23 protein-coding genes and 1 tRNA gene are annotated in these 22476 nt (G+C 44.4%); 9 read left to right on the top strand and 15 right to left on the bottom strand.

The window, feature by feature from the left end:
* Window positions 1-50 precede the first annotated feature (50 nt).
* The 3 genes from NST40_RS10825 to NST40_RS10815 form a co-directional block, all read right to left on the bottom strand.
* Window positions 51-602 (bottom strand): GNAT family N-acetyltransferase, encoded by a 552-nt coding sequence (locus NST40_RS10825; RefSeq protein WP_076277468.1) that lies wholly within the window; start codon window positions 600-602, stop codon window positions 51-53.
* Window positions 603-628: 26 nt separating this feature from the next.
* Window positions 629-1330 (bottom strand): hypothetical protein, encoded by a 702-nt coding sequence (locus NST40_RS10820; protein ID WP_143761942.1) that lies wholly within the window; start codon window positions 1328-1330, stop codon window positions 629-631.
* Between the two features lie 195 nt (window positions 1331-1525).
* The gene (locus NST40_RS10815; RefSeq protein ID WP_076277470.1) at window positions 1526-1897 is read right to left on the bottom strand and encodes a hypothetical protein; all 372 of its coding nucleotides are present in this window, start codon (window positions 1895-1897) and stop codon (window positions 1526-1528) included.
* Between the two features lie 166 nt (window positions 1898-2063).
* Here NST40_RS10815 and NST40_RS10810 point away from each other — a divergent pair, with 166 nt between their 5' ends.
* Window positions 2064-3311, top strand: coding sequence for a S8 family peptidase (locus NST40_RS10810; protein ID WP_076219468.1), 1248 nt, complete (start codon window positions 2064-2066; stop codon window positions 3309-3311).
* On the opposite strand, the gene NST40_RS10805 is transcribed toward NST40_RS10810, so the two are convergent.
* Window positions 3303-4112, bottom strand: coding sequence for a class I SAM-dependent methyltransferase (locus tag NST40_RS10805; protein ID WP_076277471.1), 810 nt, complete (start codon window positions 4110-4112; stop codon window positions 3303-3305). The two genes, NST40_RS10810 and NST40_RS10805, sit on opposite strands and share 9 nt — an antisense overlap.
* Window positions 4113-4311: 199 nt before the next feature.
* On the opposite strand from NST40_RS10805, the gene NST40_RS10800 reads away from it, so the two are divergent.
* From NST40_RS10800 to NST40_RS10790, 3 genes are read left to right on the top strand one after another with little or no spacing between them, the layout of a single operon-like run.
* Complete coding sequence (locus NST40_RS10800) at window positions 4312-4683, top strand: GntR family transcriptional regulator (RefSeq protein ID WP_036689422.1); 372 nt, start codon at window positions 4312-4314, stop codon at window positions 4681-4683.
* Window positions 4680-5570 carry an ABC transporter ATP-binding protein gene (locus NST40_RS10795; protein ID WP_076277472.1) on the top strand — a complete coding sequence of 297 codons (891 nt, stop codon included), beginning with the start codon at window positions 4680-4682 and terminating at the stop codon, window positions 5568-5570. The genes NST40_RS10800 and NST40_RS10795 overlap by 4 nt, the downstream gene beginning before the upstream one ends.
* The gene (locus tag NST40_RS10790) at window positions 5570-6253 is read left to right on the top strand and encodes a hypothetical protein (protein ID WP_076277473.1); all 684 of its coding nucleotides are present in this window, start codon (window positions 5570-5572) and stop codon (window positions 6251-6253) included. The genes NST40_RS10795 and NST40_RS10790 overlap by 1 nt, the downstream gene beginning before the upstream one ends.
* Before the next feature lie 1267 nt (window positions 6254-7520).
* Here NST40_RS10790 and NST40_RS10785 read toward each other — a convergent pair.
* Window positions 7521-7604, bottom strand: a tRNA-Leu gene (locus NST40_RS10785).
* Between the two features lie 182 nt (window positions 7605-7786).
* On the opposite strand from NST40_RS10785, the gene NST40_RS10780 reads away from it, so the two are divergent.
* Complete coding sequence (locus tag NST40_RS10780) at window positions 7787-8233, top strand: hypothetical protein (protein ID WP_051491615.1); 447 nt, start codon at window positions 7787-7789, stop codon at window positions 8231-8233.
* Window positions 8234-8329: 96 nt separating this feature from the next.
* Here the strand turns inward: NST40_RS10780 and NST40_RS10775 are convergent, their stop codons facing one another.
* The 3 genes from NST40_RS10775 to NST40_RS10765 all read right to left on the bottom strand — a co-directional run bounded on the left by NST40_RS10775 (window position 8330) and on the right by NST40_RS10765 (window position 9655).
* Window positions 8330-8548, bottom strand: coding sequence for a hypothetical protein (locus NST40_RS10775; protein ID WP_076186635.1), 219 nt, complete (start codon window positions 8546-8548; stop codon window positions 8330-8332).
* Window positions 8549-8663: 115 nt separating this feature from the next.
* Window positions 8664-8981 carry a hypothetical protein gene (locus tag NST40_RS10770; protein WP_036689410.1) on the bottom strand — a complete coding sequence of 106 codons (318 nt, stop codon included), beginning with the start codon at window positions 8979-8981 and terminating at the stop codon, window positions 8664-8666.
* 101 nt (window positions 8982-9082) lie between these two features.
* A complete protein-coding gene (locus NST40_RS10765) occupies window positions 9083-9655 on the bottom strand; it encodes a xanthine phosphoribosyltransferase (protein ID WP_038569895.1) in 573 nt (190 codons plus the stop codon).
* Between the two features lie 196 nt (window positions 9656-9851).
* Between NST40_RS10765 and NST40_RS10760 the strand changes: the two genes are divergently transcribed.
* The gene (locus tag NST40_RS10760; protein ID WP_076220631.1) at window positions 9852-10973 is read left to right on the top strand and encodes a hypothetical protein; all 1122 of its coding nucleotides are present in this window, start codon (window positions 9852-9854) and stop codon (window positions 10971-10973) included.
* Here the strand turns inward: NST40_RS10760 and NST40_RS10755 are convergent.
* From NST40_RS10755 to NST40_RS10745, 3 genes are read right to left on the bottom strand one after another with little or no spacing between them, the layout of a single operon-like run.
* Entirely contained in the window at window positions 10960-14199 is a 3240-nt protein-coding gene (locus tag NST40_RS10755) for an AAA family ATPase (RefSeq protein ID WP_076277933.1), read from the bottom strand. The two genes, NST40_RS10760 and NST40_RS10755, sit on opposite strands and share 14 nt — an antisense overlap.
* Complete coding sequence (locus tag NST40_RS10750) at window positions 14189-15541, bottom strand: DNA repair exonuclease (protein WP_076218090.1); 1353 nt, start codon at window positions 15539-15541, stop codon at window positions 14189-14191. The genes NST40_RS10755 and NST40_RS10750 overlap by 11 nt, the downstream gene beginning before the upstream one ends.
* A 6-nt stretch (window positions 15542-15547) precedes the next feature.
* On the bottom strand, window positions 15548-16684 hold the full coding sequence (locus NST40_RS10745; RefSeq protein ID WP_076191391.1) for a glycosyltransferase family 4 protein: 1137 nt from the start codon (window positions 16682-16684) through the stop codon (window positions 15548-15550).
* Window positions 16685-16841: 157 nt separating this feature from the next.
* Between NST40_RS10745 and NST40_RS10740 the strand changes: the two genes are divergently transcribed.
* The gene (locus NST40_RS10740; RefSeq protein WP_076277934.1) at window positions 16842-18242 is read left to right on the top strand and encodes an RsmB/NOP family class I SAM-dependent RNA methyltransferase; all 1401 of its coding nucleotides are present in this window, start codon (window positions 16842-16844) and stop codon (window positions 18240-18242) included.
* A 112-nt stretch (window positions 18243-18354) separates the two neighbouring features.
* The gene (locus NST40_RS10735) at window positions 18355-18450 is read left to right on the top strand and encodes a sporulation protein YjcZ (protein WP_081383126.1); all 96 of its coding nucleotides are present in this window, start codon (window positions 18355-18357) and stop codon (window positions 18448-18450) included.
* A 71-nt stretch (window positions 18451-18521) separates the two neighbouring features.
* Here NST40_RS10735 and NST40_RS10730 read toward each other — a convergent pair whose 3' ends face one another.
* Genes NST40_RS10730 through NST40_RS10720 form a run of 3 tightly spaced genes read right to left on the bottom strand, consistent with a single transcriptional unit; the run spans window position 18522 to window position 20735 of the window.
* Window positions 18522-19112, bottom strand: a complete 591-nt coding sequence (locus tag NST40_RS10730) for a class I SAM-dependent methyltransferase (RefSeq protein WP_076277935.1) — start codon at window positions 19110-19112, stop codon at window positions 18522-18524.
* A 15-nt stretch (window positions 19113-19127) separates the two neighbouring features.
* Window positions 19128-19769, bottom strand: coding sequence for a histidine phosphatase family protein (locus tag NST40_RS10725; protein WP_076277936.1), 642 nt, complete (start codon window positions 19767-19769; stop codon window positions 19128-19130).
* A 27-nt stretch (window positions 19770-19796) separates the two neighbouring features.
* Complete coding sequence (locus tag NST40_RS10720; RefSeq protein ID WP_342410665.1) at window positions 19797-20735, bottom strand: 2-dehydropantoate 2-reductase N-terminal domain-containing protein; 939 nt, start codon at window positions 20733-20735, stop codon at window positions 19797-19799.
* Window positions 20736-20898: 163 nt separating this feature from the next.
* Between NST40_RS10720 and NST40_RS10715 the strand changes: the two genes are divergently transcribed.
* Complete coding sequence (locus NST40_RS10715) at window positions 20899-21468, top strand: TetR/AcrR family transcriptional regulator (protein WP_076186653.1); 570 nt, start codon at window positions 20899-20901, stop codon at window positions 21466-21468.
* On the opposite strand, the gene NST40_RS10710 is transcribed toward NST40_RS10715, so the two are convergent.
* Window positions 21459-22457 carry an ATP-binding cassette domain-containing protein gene (locus NST40_RS10710; protein ID WP_248549246.1) on the bottom strand — a complete coding sequence of 333 codons (999 nt, stop codon included), beginning with the start codon at window positions 22455-22457 and terminating at the stop codon, window positions 21459-21461. The two genes, NST40_RS10715 and NST40_RS10710, sit on opposite strands and share 10 nt — an antisense overlap.
* Window positions 22458-22476 lie beyond the last annotated feature (19 nt).

Here is a 22476-nt window from a genome sequence, read left to right as displayed (position 1 = left end):
GCCACGCCCTATGGGCGTGACTTCAAATAGTGGTGTATGAAATCCAAGCGTTAGTTAGTAACTCCCGTATTTAATATCCCATAATGAATAAGGTCTACAAACTCATTCTCTTTATAAATATGCTGTAACAAAACGCCTTCTTTCAGCATGCCAGATTTTTGCATAACTCGTCCCGAACCAGGATTTGAAGCAAAGAATCTGGCGTACACTTTGTGATAATGTTTTTCTGTAAAAGCAAAATTAATGACCGCTTTTGTTGCTTCTGTAGCATATCCATTACCCCAGTGTTCCTCGCCTATCCAATATCCAAGCTCGCCATTTCTGTGTGTCCGGTTATTTCTCAAACCTATAGCACCATACAGTTCGTTTGTATTTTTATCAGTAATAGCGAATTCATATGAATTATCATTATTGAACTCAACTTCATGTGTTTCAATCCATGATAATGCACAATCAATAGGGTATGGATGAGGTAGAGTTAATGTACTTTTGTAAACATTATAATTATTGCAGAGCTCACTGACACGCTGTGCATCAGACAATGCAAAAGGTCTTAAAATCAATCTTTCCGTAGTAATTGTTCTCTTCTCTGAATTGTACAATGGTGTCCCCCCCGTTAAACTAAATATTATAAAACAAATACAAGCCAGATAAACAGAAAACTTGGCCACCACTGCTTGCCTGCTTTCACAAACAGCCAGCCAAATACCAAAGAAAAAGCAGTAATATACAAGCCGCTTTGCAGACCATGCGTCAAATGACCTAATCCCCAAGTCAGCATTAAACCTATTCCCCCATAAGGAAGAGAAGGATTCTTAAACCATACTTCTCCTGCACGCTGCATTAGCGCAACCAATAGTACAACTAGTACAGCTTCCACAATGTAATATATGTTTTGAACCAAGGCAACCCATATGCCCATAAAACCATGTTCTAACTTGAAGTTTTCATATTCTCTATAAATCTGTGGAATGCTCTCCCCATTAATCCAAAATTCTAGCACTGCGAACAAAAAACTTGATAAAAAAGCTACAAATAACAAAGGAATGACCTTAGAGCTCCAATGAAAAGATATAACCTGTTCAATCAACTTCCTCTTCCTGAACCAAAGTAGAAATATCATAGCTCCTACTGCCCACAATAGGGTAACTATGCTCCAATGAACAACTAGTACGTACCAAGGGCTGACAAAAAAGTCGTCTATATTAAACAAATCCCCCCATAACCATTGATCTAATCCCATGATGAACATATCCATTCCTAACATTAAAAATACAAGCATTCCTAATAAAAAATATTGAATACCTGATATATTCCCTTTTTCTTTCACGAAACCTCTCACCGCCTTATATATTGTCCATTTTTGTACTATATTCCCAAAATTATGATGCTGAAAGTATGGCATCCCCCCATTCTGTTTGTCTGTAACAAATCACTCACTTGAATCAAAGTTAGAAAAATAAAAAAACAGCACGCATCGATATAAAATCGACGCATGCTGTTTACTTGACCTGGCTTGTCCAAACTAGAATCTAGCCACAAAAAATTCGCGGTCTGCGGGAACGTTAAAACTTCTTATAGTAGCTCCACTCTCATCTCTTAAAGTGAGAAGATAAGGTACCGATGTTAAGGTGCTAATTGTTGGAAATCTAACTACACCAAATTCGTCAAAATCAGCAGTAACCGTTGTAGTTCCAGCTCTCAATGAAGCTGTCCACCCCGTAGTATCTTTAGGTGTACCCGTTGCATTTGTACCAATAGCAACAACAATAAATCTATCCAGAGTCTGTCTAATTCTACGTTTCTTTCTTGTAGGAGCTGCTTTCGCTTTTTTAGCCGCGAGAACTTTGCTAGCCATAACTGCTTTCTTGTTAACTGTTTTTTTAATAATTGCCATTTACTTCACCACTTTCTTTTTAGGATACGTTAGTAAATGCAAGAATCGTAAGGTTTGACCTCTCTTTCACCTACAAATCTGAAAATATGTTAAACCCTAGTTTCATAGTTTCGTGTCCACTAGCTCTGCAGTGCATATAATACCTTCAAGAGGTGATTCATTACTAATGAACGGTCAAAAATGGCTAGAGCAATATCATTCGAAAATGCACCATTCCTTGAGAAAAAGAGTTCAACGTTCCTATCTTCCAGGGCATAAAGCGAATACCATTCCAGTTATCATTAAATTCAAACAAAAAATAACTACAGCCCAGCTACAGTCTTTACAAAAGCATTTAAAATCCCACGACCTTCCGATCAGATATCATCTTCACCTGCTCAATTCGATATCATCCAAAGTTTCAAAGAACTGCCTGAACCGGATGTGCCGCTGGGATGGAATCGAAAAAATTTATTTGGATCAAGTCAAAAAAACATCCCTTAATATAGCGACACCATCCATTGGTTCTACAACCGCCCAAAAGAAAAAGGGGCTTACCGGAAAAGGCATCAACATTGCTATTCTTGATACAGGGGTGTATCGGCACCCTGACCTGTTTCGCCCTGTTAACCGTATAGTTGCTTTTAAAGATTTTATCAATCATAGAAAACAGCCCTATGACGATAACGGCCATGGAACTCATATCGCAGGGGATGCAGCAGGCAACGGATGGATGAGTAAAGGAAAATACAAAAGCCCTGCTCCAGAGGCAGGGATAGTAGGTGTCAAAGTACTAGATAAAAATGGCGATGGATATGACTCCACAATCATTAAAGGAATTGAATGGTGTATTGCGAATCGGAGAAGACTTAATCTTCGTATTCTTTCGATGTCATTCGGGGGTAAGGTGAATCTTCCTTGTTCAGATGATCCACTCTGCCAAGCTGTAGAAAAAGCAATTAAAGCCGGACTTAACGTTGTAATAGCTGCTGGAAACAGCGGCCCGGGACGCAGTACGATCGAATCTCCAGGGATTAGTCCTTCAGCAATTACTGTCGGTGCAGTGGATGACCGTCGCACGCTCACACAAGCGGACGACCGAATCACTTGGTTCTCCAGTCGCGGACCCGCACCGGGAGGAAGGAAGAAACCAGATCTCGTTGCTCCAGGCGAGACGATCATCTCCCTTCGTGCTCCACGATCCAAGCTGGATCGCGAGCTTCCTTATTTGCGGATAGCTAAAGATTACTTTGTGCTGTCCGGTACCAGTGTCTCAACACCTATCGTCTCGGGTGTGATCGCGCAATTACTCCAGAAGAACCCTTCTCTTACGCCTAAGCAAGTAAAATCCATACTAAAAAAGAACACGTATCGCCTTAAACTAAGTCCTAACACAGCAGGATGCGGTGAGATCAATGCGCGGTTTTTATCGTAAATCCGCTTCTTTTTTAAAGGCAGTAATGACGGAAACCGACAAGTCCTCTGTAAATACACCTGTAGGTTCTATTTCTAATAAAGCTGATTTCATATCATCTTCAAAACGTTCTAAGTTATCTCTAAATAATCGCTTAGAAGCATAAGACGTAGAATACAAATTTCCTAGTATCGAATCAACAGTCCAAGTGATGGAATAACTCGGTAATACCTGTCTTTTAACGTCTTTAAAACTGGATCGCTTTACAACATCCTCATGTCTTTCTTGGGGATGTTTATATGTACTTTTTCCGGCTATTCTTTCGTCACCCAACCAGCGTTTCACTACTTCCTCTACCTTTTGTTGCCATGGTAACGGTTCTTGTTGTTCATTAAAAGTATCAATTACAGCAATACCACCGTTATCATCTAAACTATGATAGAGAACTTCAAGTATGGATTCTCGGTCCATCCAGTGAAACGCCTTAGCCATCATGATGAGACGAAAGGAACCCCAGTCATTGGATAGTTCTTCCGCTCTCCCCTGTTGCCAGCTAACATTCTCAACCCTGTTGTACTGTGATAACAGCTTTGCTTCATCTAGCATCTCTAGTTCAGTATCTACGCCAATGATTTCTTCGAACCAATCCGTGAACCTTAGCGCTAACTGCCCAGTACCACAGCCTAAGTCCAGCAACCGGCCTTCTCCATGAAGTGAGAATTTATCCACCAGATATCGAATCAGTGAGGACGGATATAGCGGGCGATATCTGGTGTAATAGCTTGCAGTATCTTTGAACAGATCCGGACCATAATCATTCATAGCTGAACTCCCCCTTCTTTTTTACCAAGGACAAAATCATAGCATTTATGTAATGCAAATAAAAGGCTATCCAGAGCATTCTGGGCAGCCTTTATTTATGTGGATACAGCCCAAAATAATTAAAAATATTGACAATTAACTTCGTTGCATATATGGTTAATTACATAACTAACTAACCAATGAAGTTGGCGGTGAATACATGGGAAACTTAATGGATGATACACGACCGATTTTTATGCAGATCGCCGAACGAATAGAAAATGACATCATCGAAGAAACACTGCTGGAGGAGTCACAAGTTCCTTCGACAAATCAGTTTGCTGTTTTCTACCAGATCAATCCGGCTACGGCTGCGAAAGGTGTGAATTTGCTTGTGGATCAAGGGATATTGTACAAAAAACGAGGAATCGGTATGTTTGTAGCTTCTGGAGCGCGTGCAGTATTGATGGAGAAGAGAAAAGAACAATTTTATGAACAGTATGTAGTAACCATGATCCGTGAAGCTGAAAAATTAGGAATTACGTTGGATCAATTAACAATTATGATTCAGAGGGGAGACAACAAGTCATGAATGAAGTTGTTGAAATCAAAGGATTGACTAAGTCATACGGAAATGTCACTGCCATCCATGAACTCAGTTTTTCTTTGGAGAAAAACAAGATATACGGGCTTCTCGGCAGAAACGGTGCAGGAAAAACCACAATAATGCATATGATCACAGCTCAGCTTTTCCCCACAAGTGGTGTCCTGAACGTATTTGGTGAACATCCGTACGAGAATAACCGGGTTCTCAGGCAGATTTGCTTCATTAAGGAAAGCCAAAGGTATCCGGACACGTACCGAATCATCGATGTACTGGAGGTATCCGAATTATTTTTTCCAAACTTTGATCGGGAATATGCTCACTCTTTAATCAAGGATTTCAATCTGCCATTAAAAAGAAGAATAAAAAAGCTATCCCGAGGTATGCTCTCGGCTGTAGGAATTGTAGTAGGTCTAGCCAGCCGTGCTCCGCTTACCATTTTTGACGAACCCTATTTAGGACTTGATGCTGTAGCTAGAAGCCTGTTTTACGATCGCCTAATTGAAGATTATGCTGAAAATCCACGCACAGTTGTTTTGTCCACCCATTTGATCGATGAGGTAAGTCAGCTTTTAGAGCATGTTATCGTCATCGACAACGGCAAGCTAATTATTAACGAAGATGCTGAAGCCCTTCGCGGGCAAGCTGTTACGGTAATCGGCGCGACAGCGAAGATCGAAGATTTTATCGCCGGCAAACAAGTCATTTCCCGCGAGTCTTTTGGCGGATTGCTTACGGCCACCATTATCGGTTTCAACCCGAAAGATCAAGTACATGCTGAAAAGTTAGGCTTAGAAATCTCACCTGTATCTTTACAGCAATTAATCGTTCATCTCACAAATAAAAAATCTCTAGGAAAGGATGTGACCGTGTAATGAATCCTACGGCAGGCATGATAAAAATGCATTTCAGAGATAAGTGGTTATGGTTGTATATGCCTTGGGTAATCTTGTTATCCAGCTTCTTGGTAAATGTCATCGTCGCTTCTTTCATCCAAGAACCAATCTATACCGGCGGTCTCGTCTCCATCTTCATTTATATGTTAATCACCGGTATACTCATTTTGGTGCAGACCTTCCCTTTTGCTCTGGGCTTAAGCCAACGCAGAACGGATTATTTCATAGGCACTTCCTTAATGGCTATTATAACTAGCGCCACCTACTCAATTCTCCTCTACCTGCTCGCAATCATTGAAAGCAAGCTCACGGGTGGCTGGGGTTTGGAACTACATTATTTTCATTTGCCCTTTTTAAATGATGGTAATGCCATAGAACAGCTGTGGATGTATTTTGTGCTCTTTCTTAATATGTTTTTTCTGGGGCTAATGATATCCAGTATCTTCCGGAGATTTGGCCGAAGCGGTTTGTTCATTTTCTCAGGGGCTATGTTTATCCTGTGCAGTCTCGGTGTATTATTAATGACCTATAATCAGTGGTGGGTAGACCTCTTCAACTGGTTTGCTGGATATACCGCATTTGAACTTGCTTTGTGGTCCATGCCTTTGACAGTTGTGTACGCTCTTTTATCGTTTTTGATGCTGCGTAGAGCAACAGTGTAATTCATTATCCTGTAAAAAAACAGGTGTGTCCCAAAAGCCAAGCCGGGTGCACCTGTTTTCTTTCGTGTCTTAGACTTTGATCTAGACAACAAACTTTATTGGATTCGAGCATAGTTGCGCGTGCGATGGTGCTATCGGACCCAGCTGATCTTATTTGTGGCTTTAGAGCACATTTGGATTCCTATCGGACCCCACAGTCGCTATTGGCATAAAAAATGCCTTATTCGTTCCTTTTTCCATGTAATAGCTGCACTGGGGTCCGATGCTACACTCAAAAGGTGATAAATGCGCAAATAGCTTCATCTGAGTCCTTTAGCCTCAGGTGATGATGATGACTCCGCGGGGCGAGTAACGTAGAAGCAAAACACTAATTAGTCTTTCCCCAATCTGCGCGTGGAAAGACGCTATAGGACTCCGCTGATCTTATTCGTGGCTTTAGAGCACATTTGGTTTTCTATCGGACCCAGCTGATCTTATTCGTGGCTTTAGAGCACATTTGGATTCCTATCGGACCCCACAGTCGCTATTGGCATAAAAAACGCCAATTGTGATCCTTTTTCCATGCAATAGCTGCACTGGGGTCCGATACTACGCTCAAAAGGTGATAAATGAGCAAATAGCTTCATCCGGGTCCGTTAGCATCAGGTGATGATGATGACTACACAGGGCAGTAACGTAGAAGCAAAACACTAATTAGTATTTCCCCAATCTGCGCGTGGAAAGACGCTATCGGACTCCGCGGACCTTATTCGCAGCTTAGAGCACATTTGGATTCTATCGGACCCGCTGACCTTATTCGTGGCTTAGAGCACATTTGGTTTTCTATCGGACCCAGCTAATCTTATTCGTGGCTTTAGAGCAAACTTGGATTCCTATCGGACTAACTAACCTTGTTCGCAGCTTTAGAGTACATTTGGATTCTATCGGGCCAACTGACCTTATTTGTAGCATTAGAGCACTTTGAATTCTTGTCGGACCCCATTGACCTTATTCCCAGCTTTAAAGCACATTTGAATTCCTATCGGACCCTACAGTCGCTATTGGCATAAAAAACGCCAATTGTGATCCTTTTTCCATGCAATAGCTGCACTGGGGTCCGATACTACGCTCAAAAGGCGATAAATGAGCAAATAGCTTCATCTGGGTCCGTTAGCCTCAGGTGATGGTTCTTAAGGATACCTCCCTCTTTCGCACTACCGTCTGCTGAAAAACATAAAAAAAGGATTATAAACCTGCTACTAGAGCAGTTCTATAATCCTTTTAGCTATGCGGTCAAGAGGACTCGAACCTCCACGATATTGCTACCACTGGCACCTGAAGCCAGCGCGTCTGCCAATTCCGCCATGACCGCGTATTATAATGACTCGCTTATTGCGGTCACAAGATAGATCATACCACGCTGAGAATTCAACGTCAATATATTTTCGTCGTTTTCTTATCATTCATTAATTTATGGATAATTATTGCTTTTGTTGCCGAATATAAGGTATAATGAGAACAAAAGTTCGCATAATATAAATGAGGTGATTTATAATGGCGACTACAAAGCTAAACACATCCATTATTGATGAAGAAGTAACTAAAGAAGAACTGTCCCTGGTCAGAAGCTATTTGCTGCTAACGTTTATTCATAAAGTTTTCGAACGTGACTGCCGTGTAATCAGTAGAAGCGGCCTGTTTAAGACCCCTCAGCTATATATGGAGCTCGTATCTGGTGCCACTAAGAAGACGTCACTAATGCTTCAAGAGGTTACGCGCGAGCTGAGCTCCCATGATTTGAAGATTACTACCGTTCGCCAAGATCAGCGAGGAGTCGAAGCCTTATATTCCTGCAGAGGATTTCAAGGAGAGATGAATATATTATGGCCAGGCTTCCGTAGAGAAATGATGCTGCGCATGCGCGCGTATCTTGGACTGTCCACAGAACTCTCCATACTCTCCAGAGAAGAGAATGCGTCTGAACTAGCTCTAACTATATAATCCCAAATGATATTACAGAAACAGCTCCCGCCCAGTAGGGCGAGGAGCTGTTTTGTATTATGAAGATGATTACTGCGAAAATTATTACTGTGAAGATTATATATTATCCGGATCTTGTCTTGGTTCACTAAATGGCTGGAATATATAATTGCGATCCAGCTTCACTACTCGTCTATTCTGACGACGTATCATCACCTGAGAATCATCCCAAGCAAGAACTATCCCTTTTACATCGTTACTTTCCAAGCCATCACGCACTACACGAATTTTCTCACCGGAAATCCGGTAGGCATCCAATTGCTCATCGCTAATCATCATTAATCCCTCCTGTCATAGCTTGTCCTATTTAGTCTCAGAAAAAAGACCCAAATGATAAATCATCTGGGTCTCATGTAGGCAATTAACGACTTGCATGTCTACTAAAGCATTCTTATATCAGCGCTTCATTCTTCTCAAACCAGAAGTCAAGAACTTTAGCGGACATCACACGTTGCTCCAGATACTCCACTTGGTTAGTTGTGAATTTCTCCCTCCACGGGAAGGATAACTCTTCGCACAAACCTTTGATTGTCAGAAGCTCTGACCAGGCTACATAGCGTTTGTACCAAAAAAACTGAGGATGTTCAATCATATAGGGATACAGATCGTCGAATTCCGTGTGTTTGCAATCCAGCGCACGCTCGAAATGATCCTTGGCCTCGGTTAATTTATCAATAAAAAATTGTTCAGTCACCGGTTCTTTCCCCATTGTGACGCCTCCTCCCTATGTCTAATTTTTATTATAAAGGAAAATCCATAGGGTGAAAAGCAGTTGTTTAAAAAATAGGCCTGTTCTTATTACCAATTAGGCTATTCCCCAAATTCGATGGTGCCTCCATTTAGAGAGGTAATTCTTACGAGTGACTCCAGACGAATGCCTTGCTCTCTGATCGTCCGAGCCCCTGCCTGAAAGCTTTTTTCTACTACAACACCAAGACCAACTAGCTCAGCGCCAGAACGTTGAATGATCTTAATCAATCCACGCGCTGCATCACCATTGGCAATAATATCATCAATAAAGAGGATTTTATCCTCTGGAGAGATGAACTGGCGAGACAGCATAATATCTGTAACAATACCTTTTGTAAAAGACGGAACTCTTTCGCAAAGCGCATCCGGATCAGCTAACAGTGTTTTTTTGCGGCGTGCAAAAACTAGCGGCACCTTTAATTCATACGCGGTGGCAAATGCCACGGCAATGCCCGAGGATTCTACGGTCACAATACGTGTAATTCCTGAGTCCGCAAACCTCCCGGCAAACTCCCGTCCCATTTCCATCGTAAGCTGTGGATCAACCTGATGATTTAGCAGTGCATCCAGCTTCAGCACCTCATCCGAAACGACGACACCTTCTTCCAAAATCCGCTGTTTCAACACTTCCATGACTTTGAACCTCCAATACCCTTTATAATCGCAGACATTCCGTACAAATTAATCACTGATCATAAAGCAATTACGACGGAAGTCATGTCCTACTGATCCTCATCATAACCTGTACTATACAGAGTACACAAGGTTATCCTGCATAGCACTCATTATGATTTTTCTTTAGCTTCGTAAAACTATTAGGAGGGGAGCCATGAAATCACATGTCCGAACATTACAGATCGCTTTCACTTATATTGGCACCATTGTAGGAGCCGGATTCGCCACCGGGCAGGAAATATTAAAATTCTTCACACGTTACGGGCACTGGGCAGTCCTGACCATCCTGCTCTCAACTATATTGTTCATATGGCTGGGTACAAAAATGATGGTCATTGCTCGGCGAATAGAAGCGGAATCCTATGAGGACTTTAACCGTCACCTCTTCGGGGAACAGGTCGGAAGCACCATCAGTTTGTTCACGATGGTCGTCCTGATCGGAGTGAACAGTATTATGCTTGCAGGGGCCGGCGCTATTTTTCAGGAGCATCTCGGACTTCATTATCAGACTGGACTAATTATCACATTGCTTGGTTCATACTTTCTGCTAAAACGAGGAATTTCCGGTATTCTGCAAATGAACAGTATTGTAGTTCCTTTAATGCTTACTCTGTCACTTATCATTATTTTTAATACTTTTCAAATTCCGGGAGCTGGACGGTTCCTGTTCCTTGATAACGATCGCTCTCTCTTTGGGGCATGGATGTCACCGCTGCTCTACACCGCCTTTAATTTAGGGATGGCACAAGCTGTTTTAGTCCCTATGGCTCGTCACACAGAGGAAGAAAAATCCCTTGTATGGGGCGGTATTATTGGGGGTACCGGGATTGGTTTTATGTTGATTGCCGCACATTTCGCAATGAGCTCACAGATGCCAGGGATTCTCAAGTTTGAAATTCCGATGGGCAGCATCGCCGTCCGGTTGGGTACTGTAGTGCAAACTATATATCTGCTGCTGATCTTTTTGGAGATCTTCAGCACTTTTGTCGCCGATATTTATGGAGTAGCTGTACAGCTTAAGCAACGGCTTCCCCTATCAACCGCATTGATTACACCACTACTGATGTTGATCTGCTATTTACTGAGCCAGTTCGGCTTTAGTTCACTGCTCTCCGTGTTCTACCCAATCTTCGGAGGTTTATCACTGGTCTGGGCTGTCAAACTGCTACGAACACCATGGTCCTCTCCACCAGGTAGTAATACTTCATCGAACTCAAAGGAGAAGGGGAACAGTATCGTATCCGTAAAACCAATCACCCGAACTACACGGAAATAACCGCTGCTGTAGGAATCATACGTGCTGCCGCTTCCGCCACATGCTTGTGACAGGTCATCATCACAATCTGGCGGGAGATCGACAGTTCTCCAAGAAGTCCAAGTGCAGCATGAAGACGAGACTCATCAAAGTTAACGAAGAGATCATCGAATAACAGCGGCAGCGATATTTGCCGTGACATGGTCTCTGCCAATGCCAGCCGGATGGCAAGATACAGCTGTTCTGCCGTCCCTCGGCTGAGCAGTCCGCTGTCTAGTAATCTCCCATTCTTGTGTTCAGCTTTCAGCTCTTTATGCCCTAGTGTCATAACAACCCTTTTATATTCCCCTTCTGTCAGCTTGGAGAAATAATCTGAGGCAAGCAGTAATACCTGTGGCTGCTTCTCCTGCTCATACACACGGCGAGTTCGCCCGATTAGTTCGGCAGTTATCGCTGCCACTGCGTATTTATCAGCCACGATCCGCAAGGCTGCTCTCTGCTCTTCCAGTTGCTGAATAACAGAATCCTCCACGCAGCGCTCCTTCAAATACTCCCTTTCCTGAAGCAGCTTACCTCGTTGCTCCAGCAGGCTGTTCCAACCCTCTTCCTGCCGTTCCATTAACTCTTCAGCCAATGACCGCTCCAGCTGCAATGCTTCCGCATCATGATGATTTAATAATTCCAGCAGAGCAGTAACCCGTTCTTCCTCCCAACCACCGAACATAGCAAGCTCCCACTGGCGAATCGATTTATTCAGATCACTGCGCCGCTGCACAGCTGCTGACCTGCGTAAGAAATCCTCTCCACCAGTCGCCCCGCCTTCCTGTATCAGAAGCTCACGCTGTTCTCTCAGCTCACCTAATATCCTGTGGCTCTCCTTGAGTTCTTCATCCACATCCTGCAATCTTGACTGCATAGTTTCCCGGCGAATCAAGTCCTTTTTCAGATCATCCCATGCTCTTTTTCGCAGTTCCAGCCAGCTTAGTAAGGTTAATGCAGATACTCGTTTCCCCTCTTGCGGATCTATTTCAAAGCCAGCTGCCGCTACACCAGACTCGTCGCCAAGATCAGCACCCGACTCATAAATAAGAGCGAGCAGCTCCTCCTCAAACACGTTACATTCTGCTTCCAGCTCCTTCAATCGTAAGGAGAGTTTATTCTCTTGGCGCAGCAGCTCATTCCCTTGTTCAACCATAGCAAAAATATCCGGCAGCCCTTCAGGAGATAATCCTTCAGGCAACCTGCGTTGGCGAAGCCATTCTTCATATTGCTCAGCAGTTTCCGTGAATGCCGCCTCCGCCCGGTGCATTTCTTCAGCGAGCAGCTTCTCTTGGCCTGCCAGCGTCTCCAGCTCCGTGCGGCAGGCATCACGCTCGGCGGCATAGCGTTCGATGCGCTGCCGCCAAGCTGACCAAGCCTCCATGAGCCTGCGAAGCTCCCTCATGGAGGCCTCCAGCCCGCCTGCGTCAGGGCTGGACCCCGGGGCGGCCGTCCGCCGCCCCGGCACAACGCTCTCCGGCTCCGCCCCGGAGAGCAGCTGCCCCCGCAGCCGCAGCATCTCGGCTGCGGCTGCGCTGACGTCCCCGCCATGCTCTGGCGGGGACGCTTCCGGCCGGCGCGCTCCGCGCAAGCCGGCCCAAAGGGCCAGATCGGCCGCGCCCAGCAGGCCGATCGCAAGCACGGCGCTGGCCGGCGGAGCACCGGTCAGCCACAGCGCTGCGGGCAGCAGCACGGTTAGTGCTGCCCCAGCCCACAGCAGGCGCCGGTAGAGCGCGGCCATGCGCTTCGCGCCAAGGCCGTCACTTCCGGCGCCGCGCGCTGGCCCTTCGCTGAGCTGCGCTTCGCGCCAGCGTTCGGCCGCCTGCTGCAGCTCGTCCCACAGCTGCAGCACTTCACGGGCGCTGCGCGGAGCCAGCTGCGCAAAAGCTTCCGCGCCGGTAGCGTGCTCACGCGCCAGCGCCCGTTCTGCTGCTTGGAGCGACGCTGAGGCAGCGGCCAAACGGGAGCGCAACGACTGCCGCGTTGCACCCTCCGCCTCCATGCGGCGGTCATAACTAGCGAACGCCGCCGCAAACTTCCGTGCAGCTTCACGATCCGCCGCTGTCCCAGAGAACGAAGTCAGCTCTGCAGGGCCCCAGCTCACATCAATGCCGCGCAGAATTCGCCGCAAATGCTCATTCAGCGCCGTTAATTCTCCCTCAAGCCGCTGTCTTTCCGTTCTACGGTTCTCGTAACTGCTCCGATGCCGGTCCAGCCGCTCTAAAACAGGCCCCTGCGCTGCTAATACTTCATCTGGAGGGTTCTTTGCCAGTTCAATAGTAAGCTCGCTTAGAAGACGTTCATAACGTACTACTGATCCCTGTGCATTCCGAATTTCTCCTTCAAACGCCTGAAAGCGAGTTGCTCCTTCTTCAGGAAAGGCTGAAATCAATGGCAATCCTTGCAGCTCTAGCTGAGCCTCGCTCCACTTTAACCACAGCTCACGGACTTCCTGTGCTTTTCGAAACATCACTAGCTGCTCTCCAGTGAGCTTGCGCTGTTGCTCCAATTCATCTAGCTCCGACTCCGTTACCCTCAATGCTACTATATTATCGTTATATCGCGGAAGATAAGAACGGCTCTCAACCATTTGTCGCTCAAGCTTTTCTATGGCTTGCACAACTTTTGCTGCTTCTTGCAGCTTGCCACGAGGTTTGTACAGCTTCTCAGCTTCCTGCACCAAACGGCGTTCCGCACGCATGATTGCACCGCCACCGCCCATACCTGCATGAAAAAGAAAGCTGCTCATCTCCTCAGATTGAAGGGCAGCAAGCTCCTGCAGCTCGTCCAGTGAAACTGCGAACAATTGCTGGAACATACTCCTAGAGATCCCCCCAAGTAAATGTCGTTCCATTTCAGCTTGTCCCAGCTCTTGAGTCGTTTCATTTGGATGATTTACTGTAATGTTCAGCTTTTCATTTCTTCCTGATCCCTCAGCACCTGAAGCAAAACGGCGAATGGTCCACAAACCATCATTACTGTCACGTATCTTCAAGGTTCCCCCATGCAATCCGCCTTGCATAGGTTCATACCTTTCCAAGGGATTTCCACGGCTTGGAATTCCAAACAGCATAGAGCGTATGAATTGCAGTGTCGTACTTTTTCCTGCTTCATTACGCCCATAAAGTACGGTCACTCCCTGCGTTAAATGAATCTCTCGATTGTGAAGACGCCCGAAGCCATTGATATGCAAATGTTCAATTCTCATCGTTTTGCCCTCCGGCTTGTTGATACGAAAGACTTTCCGCCGCTTCAACAGTATCATCCATCCCGCCAAGCATCGTGATTCCCTGCTCTGCTGAACCACGTAGCCAGCTCAACTTCTCTTCTTGACTAGTCATAGACAACAGCTTTCGCAGCTCCTGATTCTCCAATAGCGGTTTAAGCGCACTATTTAATAGTTCTTCGAGCGCTTCCGGGGAATGTTCCGTATGCTCTGCAATGCGCAGCATTTCTCCAAGAAAACTATCCTCTTCCAATAAGCGTTGGCGATCAATAGCTAAACCGGACTCTATAGCGAACCCTTCCGTCCAGACAAGCCCTTTGTAATCTTTACGCTCAGCCCTAATCGCCTCACGGCGCTGGAGTTCAGACAGCAAATCCTCTGCTGCCCCTTTTTCAGCCAATACTTTATGTACGTCCCCTCGCCCAATCAGACGAAATCTGACCACCGACATGAGCTCCGGGAGCTCCGCGCGGATGTCTTCAATAACCTGCTCCACTTTCTGTATCCATTCTGCTTCATTGCTTAATCCTTCTATAGATAAGTCTCTAACCTGCCAGCGGACGAAATCCAGTTCATGAAATTGCAGAGTGGATCTTCCAGCCTCATCTACATCCACAATATAACAACCTTTAGCTCCGGTTTCCTTAATGCTGCGCCCTTGTATATTGCCTGGATATACAATCACAGGCTTCTCATGCAGTACACTACGTTTATGAATATGTCCAAGCGCCCAATAATCAAACCCCCGTTCGATAAGGTCCCTGCGACTGCAAGGAGAATAGGTCTCATGCAGCAAATCACCGTCTACATTGCCATGCAGCATCGCAATATGAAACAGGCGGCTGCCAGGTTTACGAGAAAAGGTTACAGCTGTGTTGTTCGTCACTTTCGCCGTTGGATAAGAGATTCCACTAACGATGGCAACTTCTTGGCCATCTATACGGCGGCAAGCTGTAGCGTGATCTGGCTTCTCTCCGCCAAATACGGTAACATGCTTTGGCATTTCCGTTGTCAGACGCAGTCCGTCAAGCGGATCGTGGTTGCCATGAATCAGGAACACGTGAATCCCGTGCTCACCGAGTTCTTTGAGCGCTTCCTGAAATCGCAGCTGTCCCTGTAATGATGCATCTGAAACATCATACACATCTCCACTAATGACAATAAAATCAACATTCTCTTGGATCGCAACGCGGACAAGCCGCCCGAGGGCGGCAAAGGTAGACTCACGTAAATAAGCACGAATGGCTGGCGAAATATGCGCCAGCCCGGCAAAACGGCTATCCAGATGTAAATCAGCAGTATGCAGAAAGCGAAATGGAATCATAGGTGCTCACCCTTTCGTTCCTGAAGGATACTGTAAATAGGTTTTTTTAAGTTCATTAGCAACTCGTGTCAACGAATATAGGCTTTTGGCTTTATCCCATGCGGAACGTGAAAGCTCATAACGATAAGCCGGATCAGATATCACCTTCTCTAATGCGTCAGCAAGAGCAATCTCATCGTCAGGACTGACCAATAAACCATTCACACCATCTTCAATCTGCTCCGGTATTCCGCCCACATTTGTCCCCACTAAAGCCAGGCAGCTAAGTGCCGCTTCCGCAAACACTGAACCGAACGCCTCCGCCCGAGAGGGCAATACGAAAATATCAAAGAATGGCATGAATTCTTCAGGGTGCAGCGTATATCCGTAAAAGATCGTTTCATTATAGATCCCTAAATGTTGGGCCATCTTTTCCAGATCTGCACGTGAAGGACCGTCGCCAATAATATGCAGTACATACTCATGGCCGCGATTTTTAAGCTCCGCGCAAGCGTTGAGTAATATATCTATTCCTTTGGCCGGAACCAGACGTGTCACGGTCACTAGCTGCGGAATAGCGTTATCATGCGGAACAGGCTTAAATCTTTTTTCATCAAAACCATTCGGTATAACACCTATATTAGAAGGATCAATAATATAAGGGGCCACATACTCTGCAAAAGATCGCGACACCGTCATTAATCGATCACTAACATGCTCAAGTTCACGATAAAGTGAGACTAGAAAACGATGCTCCAAGCCATCCTCGGAAATCGCTCCATTTAGAATCAATTCCCGCTCGTAACTGGAATGCAGGGTATGAATTAACGGAGTATCAGGGAACACTTTTTTCATCGCTAAGCCAGCAATCGGATGATGAGAATGAATAAGATCATAAGGCTTACTCATCCGCAGTTTTGTCCACCATAAATAATCACGATAGGTCTGAATATATTTCTGAACGATCGGACTTTCTCCATACTGCGTCCAATCAAACGTCTCGAATATTACTTCCTCATGCCCCTTATTGCGAATCCGCTTAGGCAGCCAAAACAAATCCATCTCCCAACGGCTTGAACGGAATCTTTCCTGAAGATAAGGGATCATAGATGATACACCACCGGGTTGCTCCGGCGGGAAGAAGAGCGCTTGCAGCAAATTCATATGGTACATCCCCTTTACAATTGCCCTGTGTACTGTAAGACTTGGCAATTATGATATAGTTGAATATATGTAGAATTTCAGGTACGATTACGTTCCCCATACCTTGATTTTATCGGTATAAACATGAAACAGCAACTAAGAAAAAGGAGAATGATCTATGAAGGAAGAACAGCTGCCTGCCTCTTACACCGCATCTATTAAAGAAATGCTGGGGCAAGAGGCAGATGCTTTTCTAGAAAGTTATTCAGCGCCACGAACTCAAGGACTGCGCTTTAATCCGCTAAAAAGCACCTCAGCCATAGGCCAAGTTGCGGTGGACCGTACAGTCCCACAATTTAATTTGAAACCTATCCCATGGTGCCAGGGCGGGTTTTATTATGATGAGCCCGCTCGACCAGGCAGACATCCTTACCATGCCGCTGGACTATATTATATTCAGGAGCCTTCCGCAATGTCCGCAGCTGAACTGCTGGCACCTGAACCCGGTGAAACCGTCCTCGATCTTGCAGCAGCCCCTGGAGGTAAAACTACGCATATCGCTGGTTTAATGCAGGGACAAGGCCTCTTAATCTCTAATGAAATCCATCCGGAACGCGCAAAAATTCTAGCAGAGAACGTTGAACGTCTGGGCATTAAGAATACCCTCGTAACCTGTGCAACACCAGAACAGCTATCTGCGCGTTTCCCGCAAGCTTTTGACCGAATTATGCTGGATGCTCCTTGTTCTGGAGAAGGCATGTTCCGAAAAGATCCAAAAGCCATTCAAGAATGGTCTCCTGCTCATGTAGTTATGTGCGCAGCGAGACAATGGGATATCCTGCAAGACGCCTACATTATGCTTAAACCAGGGGGTACTTTAGCTTACTCTACCTGCACCTTTAACCGTCAAGAGAATGAAGAAACCATTGCTCGATTGACGGCTAGTTACCCCGATATGGAACTACTCACCTGCAAACGCCTTTGGCCGCATTTAGAAAAGGGCGAAGGTCACTTTGTTGCACTCCTGCGTAAGCAAATTGACACTGTATCCGTGAATGACGATGCCAACCGCAACGCCAAAAAACGCCGAAGCAAAAACAACCCAAAAACTAATTCTTCTATACGTGATGCCTACCAGCTTTTTCAAGACTGGGCTGCGGTAGAACTGCCTGGTCTTTCATGCCAAGGTGTACCCCTGCTCTTCGGCGAATCTCTTTATTTGCTGCCAGAGTCCTTTAATGGCAACCTCCATACCGGGCTGCTGGACGGACTGCGTATTCCACGAGCTGGACTACATATTGCCCATTTGAAGAAAAATCGGATTGAACCTGCTCATGCATTAGCTATGGCACTTCAGCCCCTACAAGCATCACGAAGCTTTGATCTCAGCAGTGAGGGCCCGGAAATACATGCTTGGCTCCGCGGTGAAAGCCTGCCTGTCCCCAGCGAATTACATGGATGGACACTTGTAACTTTAGATGGTTTGCCAATTAGTTGGGGCAAGGCGAGTTTAGGCCAGCTTAAAAATCATCTCCCTAAAGGATTACGTATCCTAAAAGCCCATATTGACGAGCAATAGGCCATAGACCAGTGCAACAGGCCCTCTTCGGCATATGATGTCATTATCTCAGAAAGCTGCGACACCAGTCACAGCAATTGAGAAGAAGACATAAGTTGAGGAGGAATAAATCATGGGTGAATTTCAAGGAGGAGCTTTCACTTCGACCGGAGCGATTTTGGTACTTTTCATCTTGCTGGTCATCATTTCCCGTTCGTTGTTTGTTTAAAACCTTCCCGGCTTAATTAGCTGGTGAAACGAAGCGGCTGTGTCGTCCTTTTTTGGGGCGGTGCGGCCGCTTTATTTCTTTCCGACATAACATCTCCATTTGTTATTCTCGTGAATATTTACCGTCTGAAAGCCCGATTTCCGTAATAACTGCTCCATCTCTTCGTTCTTAGTGAATTGCTTCATATGATAATTGATTTTATAGATCTCAGAAATAATAACAAATGTACCGCCTGCTATCAGCACCCTAAATGCTTCACTTATATCTTGTTCGAGGTCCGGCCAGAAATAATGCGTCTGAATCGCTGTGATCGTCCCAAAAAATCCATCGTTGTACGGTAACGCCGACACATCTCCCTGACTAATCCTCACCCTACCAGCGGCAACAGCCTTCTTGTTTTTTTGAATAGATGTCTCTACAGCTTGTTGTGAGTAATCTATGCCGTAAATTTCATGTTGTTTATTTTGTTTTGCTAACGTATGTATAGTTTGACCGCCACCACAGCCTATGTCCAGGATAGGAGCGCCACTCTTAATTTCTATTTTTCTAAGCCCCCATGTTGTGATGCTGGTATGTGCCTGATTCATGATTTTGATCATGATATTTCCTACGAACCCTCTAGGATTCTTGGCTTGCTCAATCAGCGCATTCAATAAACCCATATTTGTACCTCCCAATCAATTGGCCTTACCAGCAGCCTGATCCCTTGATATATGTTCCGTTAGATTTTCTGCTGTAACTGCCCACTTATCTGCTTGATACTCTATTTTATGAATACTAGTATATGAAGTCGGGAAATGAGCATTCTTATTCGTCCACGTTAGCCCTTTTAAAATATGGTATATAACATTAATTACGCCACCATGAGTGACCATAATTACATTTTCATTTGGATCAGTACTCTCCAGTTCATTACATAGTTTTGAGAAACTTGAACTTATTCGCGTAAAAAATTCCTGAGGACTTTCTCCTCCTGGAAATCTTTCATCCATTCTTAAAGCCGAGAAATAAAGACCCGGGTATCGTTCATTTGCGATTTCATGGGGCATTCCAGCGATTACACCATTGTTCGTTTCTCTCCAATACTGGCTGCTTTCAAAAGGCAAATTAAGCTCTCTGGCGATCTCATTTGCTGTATCTAACGCACGTTGCAAATCACTACAAAGAATACGGGTTATGTTAAAGTTAGATTGATTTTCCTTAAGATAATATCCAAGACGTTCGGCTTGTCTATATCCCTCTACTACAAGTCCACGTTGACTCCAACCCCCACGAAAGCCATCTTCATCTATTCCATGCCTTATAAAATATATAGCCATCGATTGTATACCTCCTGAACAAGATTGTTATACATTTGCATTAAACTTCGAAAACGCTTGTTTTTTAAGTTGATCCCAATTGGACGTTGCGATGTTTGCTTGTTGCTTCAAAATATCAAAAGAATCAAACAAAGCTGCTATTTCGCTGAAAGAACCGTCCACTAATTTCATAAACGGTAATTTATGAATTATTGTCAGACCATAATATACAGCCTGCTTGTGCTTTCGAACAAAGTTAACTTGCCCTGCTGGAGTGACAGTATAACCTAATTGCTCCATGATTTGAAACCCCTCATCCATTACTGAAATGGCTTGTTTTAATAGCTTCTTATCTTTGGATACCTTTTTCAAATCCCCGTCATGCAGATAACTAAGGGAGTTCAAAGCCACTATAGGCACGATATGACTTTTGAGCCAAGCATCCATATCCTCATGATAAGTTAGCTTATACTTAACATTTTTAAACGCATCATCCAGTACAGGCTTTATTGGAATCTCACCGTCTAAACTGCCAAGTACCATTTGCCCTCCTGCGTGTATTTTGATAACGCGACCGCTCGTTTCCCGAATTCCTGCACTAAGCTGAAATCCGAAGAGTATATTTTTCCTCACATTGATCATTTCCTGTAGATCCTTTTGCATGCCAGGAGCATCGCCATTGTTCCCCACAAGAATTATATTCTGACTCTGATTCTCAGCTAGAATAGGTAACACAGATGGAAAATCATTATATTTCATAACAACAAAAATAAGATCATAGAGATCATCGGATCGAAGCGTAGAGATGACCTTTACTGTATCCACAGTGTTTTTAATTTGAAAATAATGGCGAAGCACAAGTCCGTCTTTCGTCAATTGCTCTGCTCGCTTTCCTCTGGCAAGCATGGTGACATCATTTCCCCCACGCACTAGAACATGTGCAAGATAGCTGCCTAATACTCCCGCTCCAAAAACTAAAACTCTCATATTTAACTCCTCTATCCCTTTTTAGACATTTGTTGAATTTTGATCAACTGTTCGATAAAATCAGATTATCACATCTCCGGTAGGGTTCAATCGTTAGTTTGATCGATTTTGTTGATTTTTCAACAGAATACAATACATTGTTTAATAAAAAGGGAGTCTTACCATGGACAGAAGAATTAAAAAAAACCAAACAGCCATCATGAATGCATTAATTCAACTGATGGCTGAAAAAGATTTTGAAAAAATAACGATCAACGAAATCGCAGAGCGCGCTGATGTAAACCGCGGAACGATTTATTCCCATTATGCGGATAAATACGATCTGATGGATAAATGTCTGGAGGCTCAGCTCCGGCAACTAATCGAAAGCTGCTCCGCAGTGGAGGATGAAACCGAACCTAATCCCTCGAAGGCGTCATTGCTCCGCACGCTGGAACAATTGGAGGAGAATGCTCTCTTTTATAAGACTTTATTAAGAAACAAAGCTTTACTCTCCTTTAGAAACCAATTACAAGAAATGATAAATGAGCAGATTAAGGTACAATTTTTAGAAAACAATTTTAACCTGGATGAGCTGAGTAAAGATATATCTGTGCAATTTTTGAGTTCGGCGACTGTCGGAGTAATTGAATGGTGGTTTACTCATAGTAATCCTTGCTCTGCAAAAGAGATCACTGAAAAGTTATGGTCCATGCTCGATCTAAATCTGCAGATGATCCGTTCTCAAGCTTGAATATGCTCTCCCGTATCCATCTCATAAATGGAGCTGATGATTTTTTCAATGGGAATCTCCTTAATAGATATATCAAGGATCTCTACCTTTTCGCTAAGAATATGCAGAAACTCGCCCATTTTACATTGCTCGGTATCGATCAGCAGCTCCACTTCGTAATCCGATATTCTTTCCGATATCAGAGTCCCAGGCAGATCAATATCTCCAATAGTTGTGGCGGCTGAAAGCCTAACTACTTTTTTGGCGCCCAGATGCAGTCGAAGTTCAGAAAACTTGTCGTCATATACTTTTTTCCCTTGATGAATTATAAGTACTCTTTGAACCAAACGCTCTACATCTTCCAAGTCATGTGTTGTCAGAATAAATGTGGTGCCTTCCTGATTCATTTGCTTAATGAATTCTCTGATTCTTTGTTTAGCTATCACATCCAGCCCGATCGTCGGCTCATCCAAAAAAACCACAGGTGGTGAATGAAGCATCGCCATAATAAACTCGCATTTCATTCGTTCTCCCAGGGAAAGGGTGCGTGTGGGTTTAGTGATAATATCGCCAATCTCAAACATGTTTACAAATCGGTCTAGTCTTGTACGAAAGTCGTTCGTAGGAATATCATAGATTTCCTTGTTCATATAAAAGCTATCCAAAGGGGGTATGTCCCATATTAACTGCGATTTCTGTCCGAACAATACCCCTATTTGTTTTACATATTGATTTTTCTGCTTATGAGGGTTGTACCCTAGAACATTTATTTCGCCCGAGGTAGGATAAAGGACGCCTGTCAGCATTTTAATAGTCGTAGATTTCCCCGCACCGTTTGGACCCAGAATGCCAATGATTTCTCCTTTTCCAACACTGAACGAAAGATCTTCTACAGAGGTAATGATCGATTTTTCACGGTGAAACAGACTTTTAAATACACTTTTTGCATCTTGTCCACGGTGATAGGTTTCATATTGCTTGGTTAAGTTCTTGACGGTAATAATGTCCAAGTGAAATTCTCCTTCTTAG

This window comes from Paenibacillus sp. FSL R10-2778 (genome assembly GCF_038593035.1).
GTDB lineage: Bacteria > Bacillota > Bacilli > Paenibacillales > Paenibacillaceae > Paenibacillus_AQ > Paenibacillus_AQ odorifer.
This window is presented reverse-complemented; position numbering and strand designations above follow the sequence as displayed.

Excerpts from the sequence above, each read along its gene's own strand:
- NST40_RS10815 (WP_076277470.1), bottom strand. The coding sequence starts at position 1,897 with ATGGCAATTATTAAAAAAACAGTTAACAAGAAAGCAGTTATGGCTAGC.
- NST40_RS10810 (WP_076219468.1), top strand. The coding sequence starts at position 2,064 with ATGAACGGTCAAAAATGGCTAGAGCAATATCATTCGAAAATGCACCAT.
- NST40_RS10805 (WP_076277471.1), bottom strand. The coding sequence starts at position 4,112 with ATGAATGATTATGGTCCGGATCTGTTCAAAGATACTGCAAGCTATTAC.
- NST40_RS10800 (WP_036689422.1), top strand. The coding sequence starts at position 4,312 with ATGGGAAACTTAATGGATGATACACGACCGATTTTTATGCAGATCGCC.
- NST40_RS10795 (WP_076277472.1), top strand. The coding sequence starts at position 4,680 with ATGAATGAAGTTGTTGAAATCAAAGGATTGACTAAGTCATACGGAAAT.
- NST40_RS10790 (WP_076277473.1), top strand. The coding sequence starts at position 5,570 with ATGAATCCTACGGCAGGCATGATAAAAATGCATTTCAGAGATAAGTGG.
- NST40_RS10780 (WP_051491615.1), top strand. The coding sequence starts at position 7,787 with ATGGCGACTACAAAGCTAAACACATCCATTATTGATGAAGAAGTAACT.
- NST40_RS10775 (WP_076186635.1), bottom strand. The coding sequence starts at position 8,548 with ATGATTAGCGATGAGCAATTGGATGCCTACCGGATTTCCGGTGAGAAA.
- NST40_RS10770 (WP_036689410.1), bottom strand. The coding sequence starts at position 8,981 with ATGGGGAAAGAACCGGTGACTGAACAATTTTTTATTGATAAATTAACC.
- NST40_RS10765 (WP_038569895.1), bottom strand. The coding sequence starts at position 9,655 with ATGGAAGTGTTGAAACAGCGGATTTTGGAAGAAGGTGTCGTCGTTTCG.
- NST40_RS10760 (WP_076220631.1), top strand. The coding sequence starts at position 9,852 with ATGAAATCACATGTCCGAACATTACAGATCGCTTTCACTTATATTGGC.
- NST40_RS10755 (WP_076277933.1), bottom strand. The coding sequence starts at position 14,199 with ATGAGAATTGAACATTTGCATATCAATGGCTTCGGGCGTCTTCACAAT.
- NST40_RS10750 (WP_076218090.1), bottom strand. The coding sequence starts at position 15,541 with ATGATTCCATTTCGCTTTCTGCATACTGCTGATTTACATCTGGATAGC.
- NST40_RS10745 (WP_076191391.1), bottom strand. The coding sequence starts at position 16,684 with ATGAATTTGCTGCAAGCGCTCTTCTTCCCGCCGGAGCAACCCGGTGGT.
- NST40_RS10740 (WP_076277934.1), top strand. The coding sequence starts at position 16,842 with ATGAAGGAAGAACAGCTGCCTGCCTCTTACACCGCATCTATTAAAGAA.
- NST40_RS10735 (WP_081383126.1), top strand. The coding sequence starts at position 18,355 with ATGGGTGAATTTCAAGGAGGAGCTTTCACTTCGACCGGAGCGATTTTG.
- NST40_RS10730 (WP_076277935.1), bottom strand. The coding sequence starts at position 19,112 with ATGGGTTTATTGAATGCGCTGATTGAGCAAGCCAAGAATCCTAGAGGG.
- NST40_RS10725 (WP_076277936.1), bottom strand. The coding sequence starts at position 19,769 with ATGGCTATATATTTTATAAGGCATGGAATAGATGAAGATGGCTTTCGT.
- NST40_RS10720 (WP_342410665.1), bottom strand. The coding sequence starts at position 20,735 with ATGAGAGTTTTAGTTTTTGGAGCGGGAGTATTAGGCAGCTATCTTGCA.
- NST40_RS10715 (WP_076186653.1), top strand. The coding sequence starts at position 20,899 with ATGGACAGAAGAATTAAAAAAAACCAAACAGCCATCATGAATGCATTA.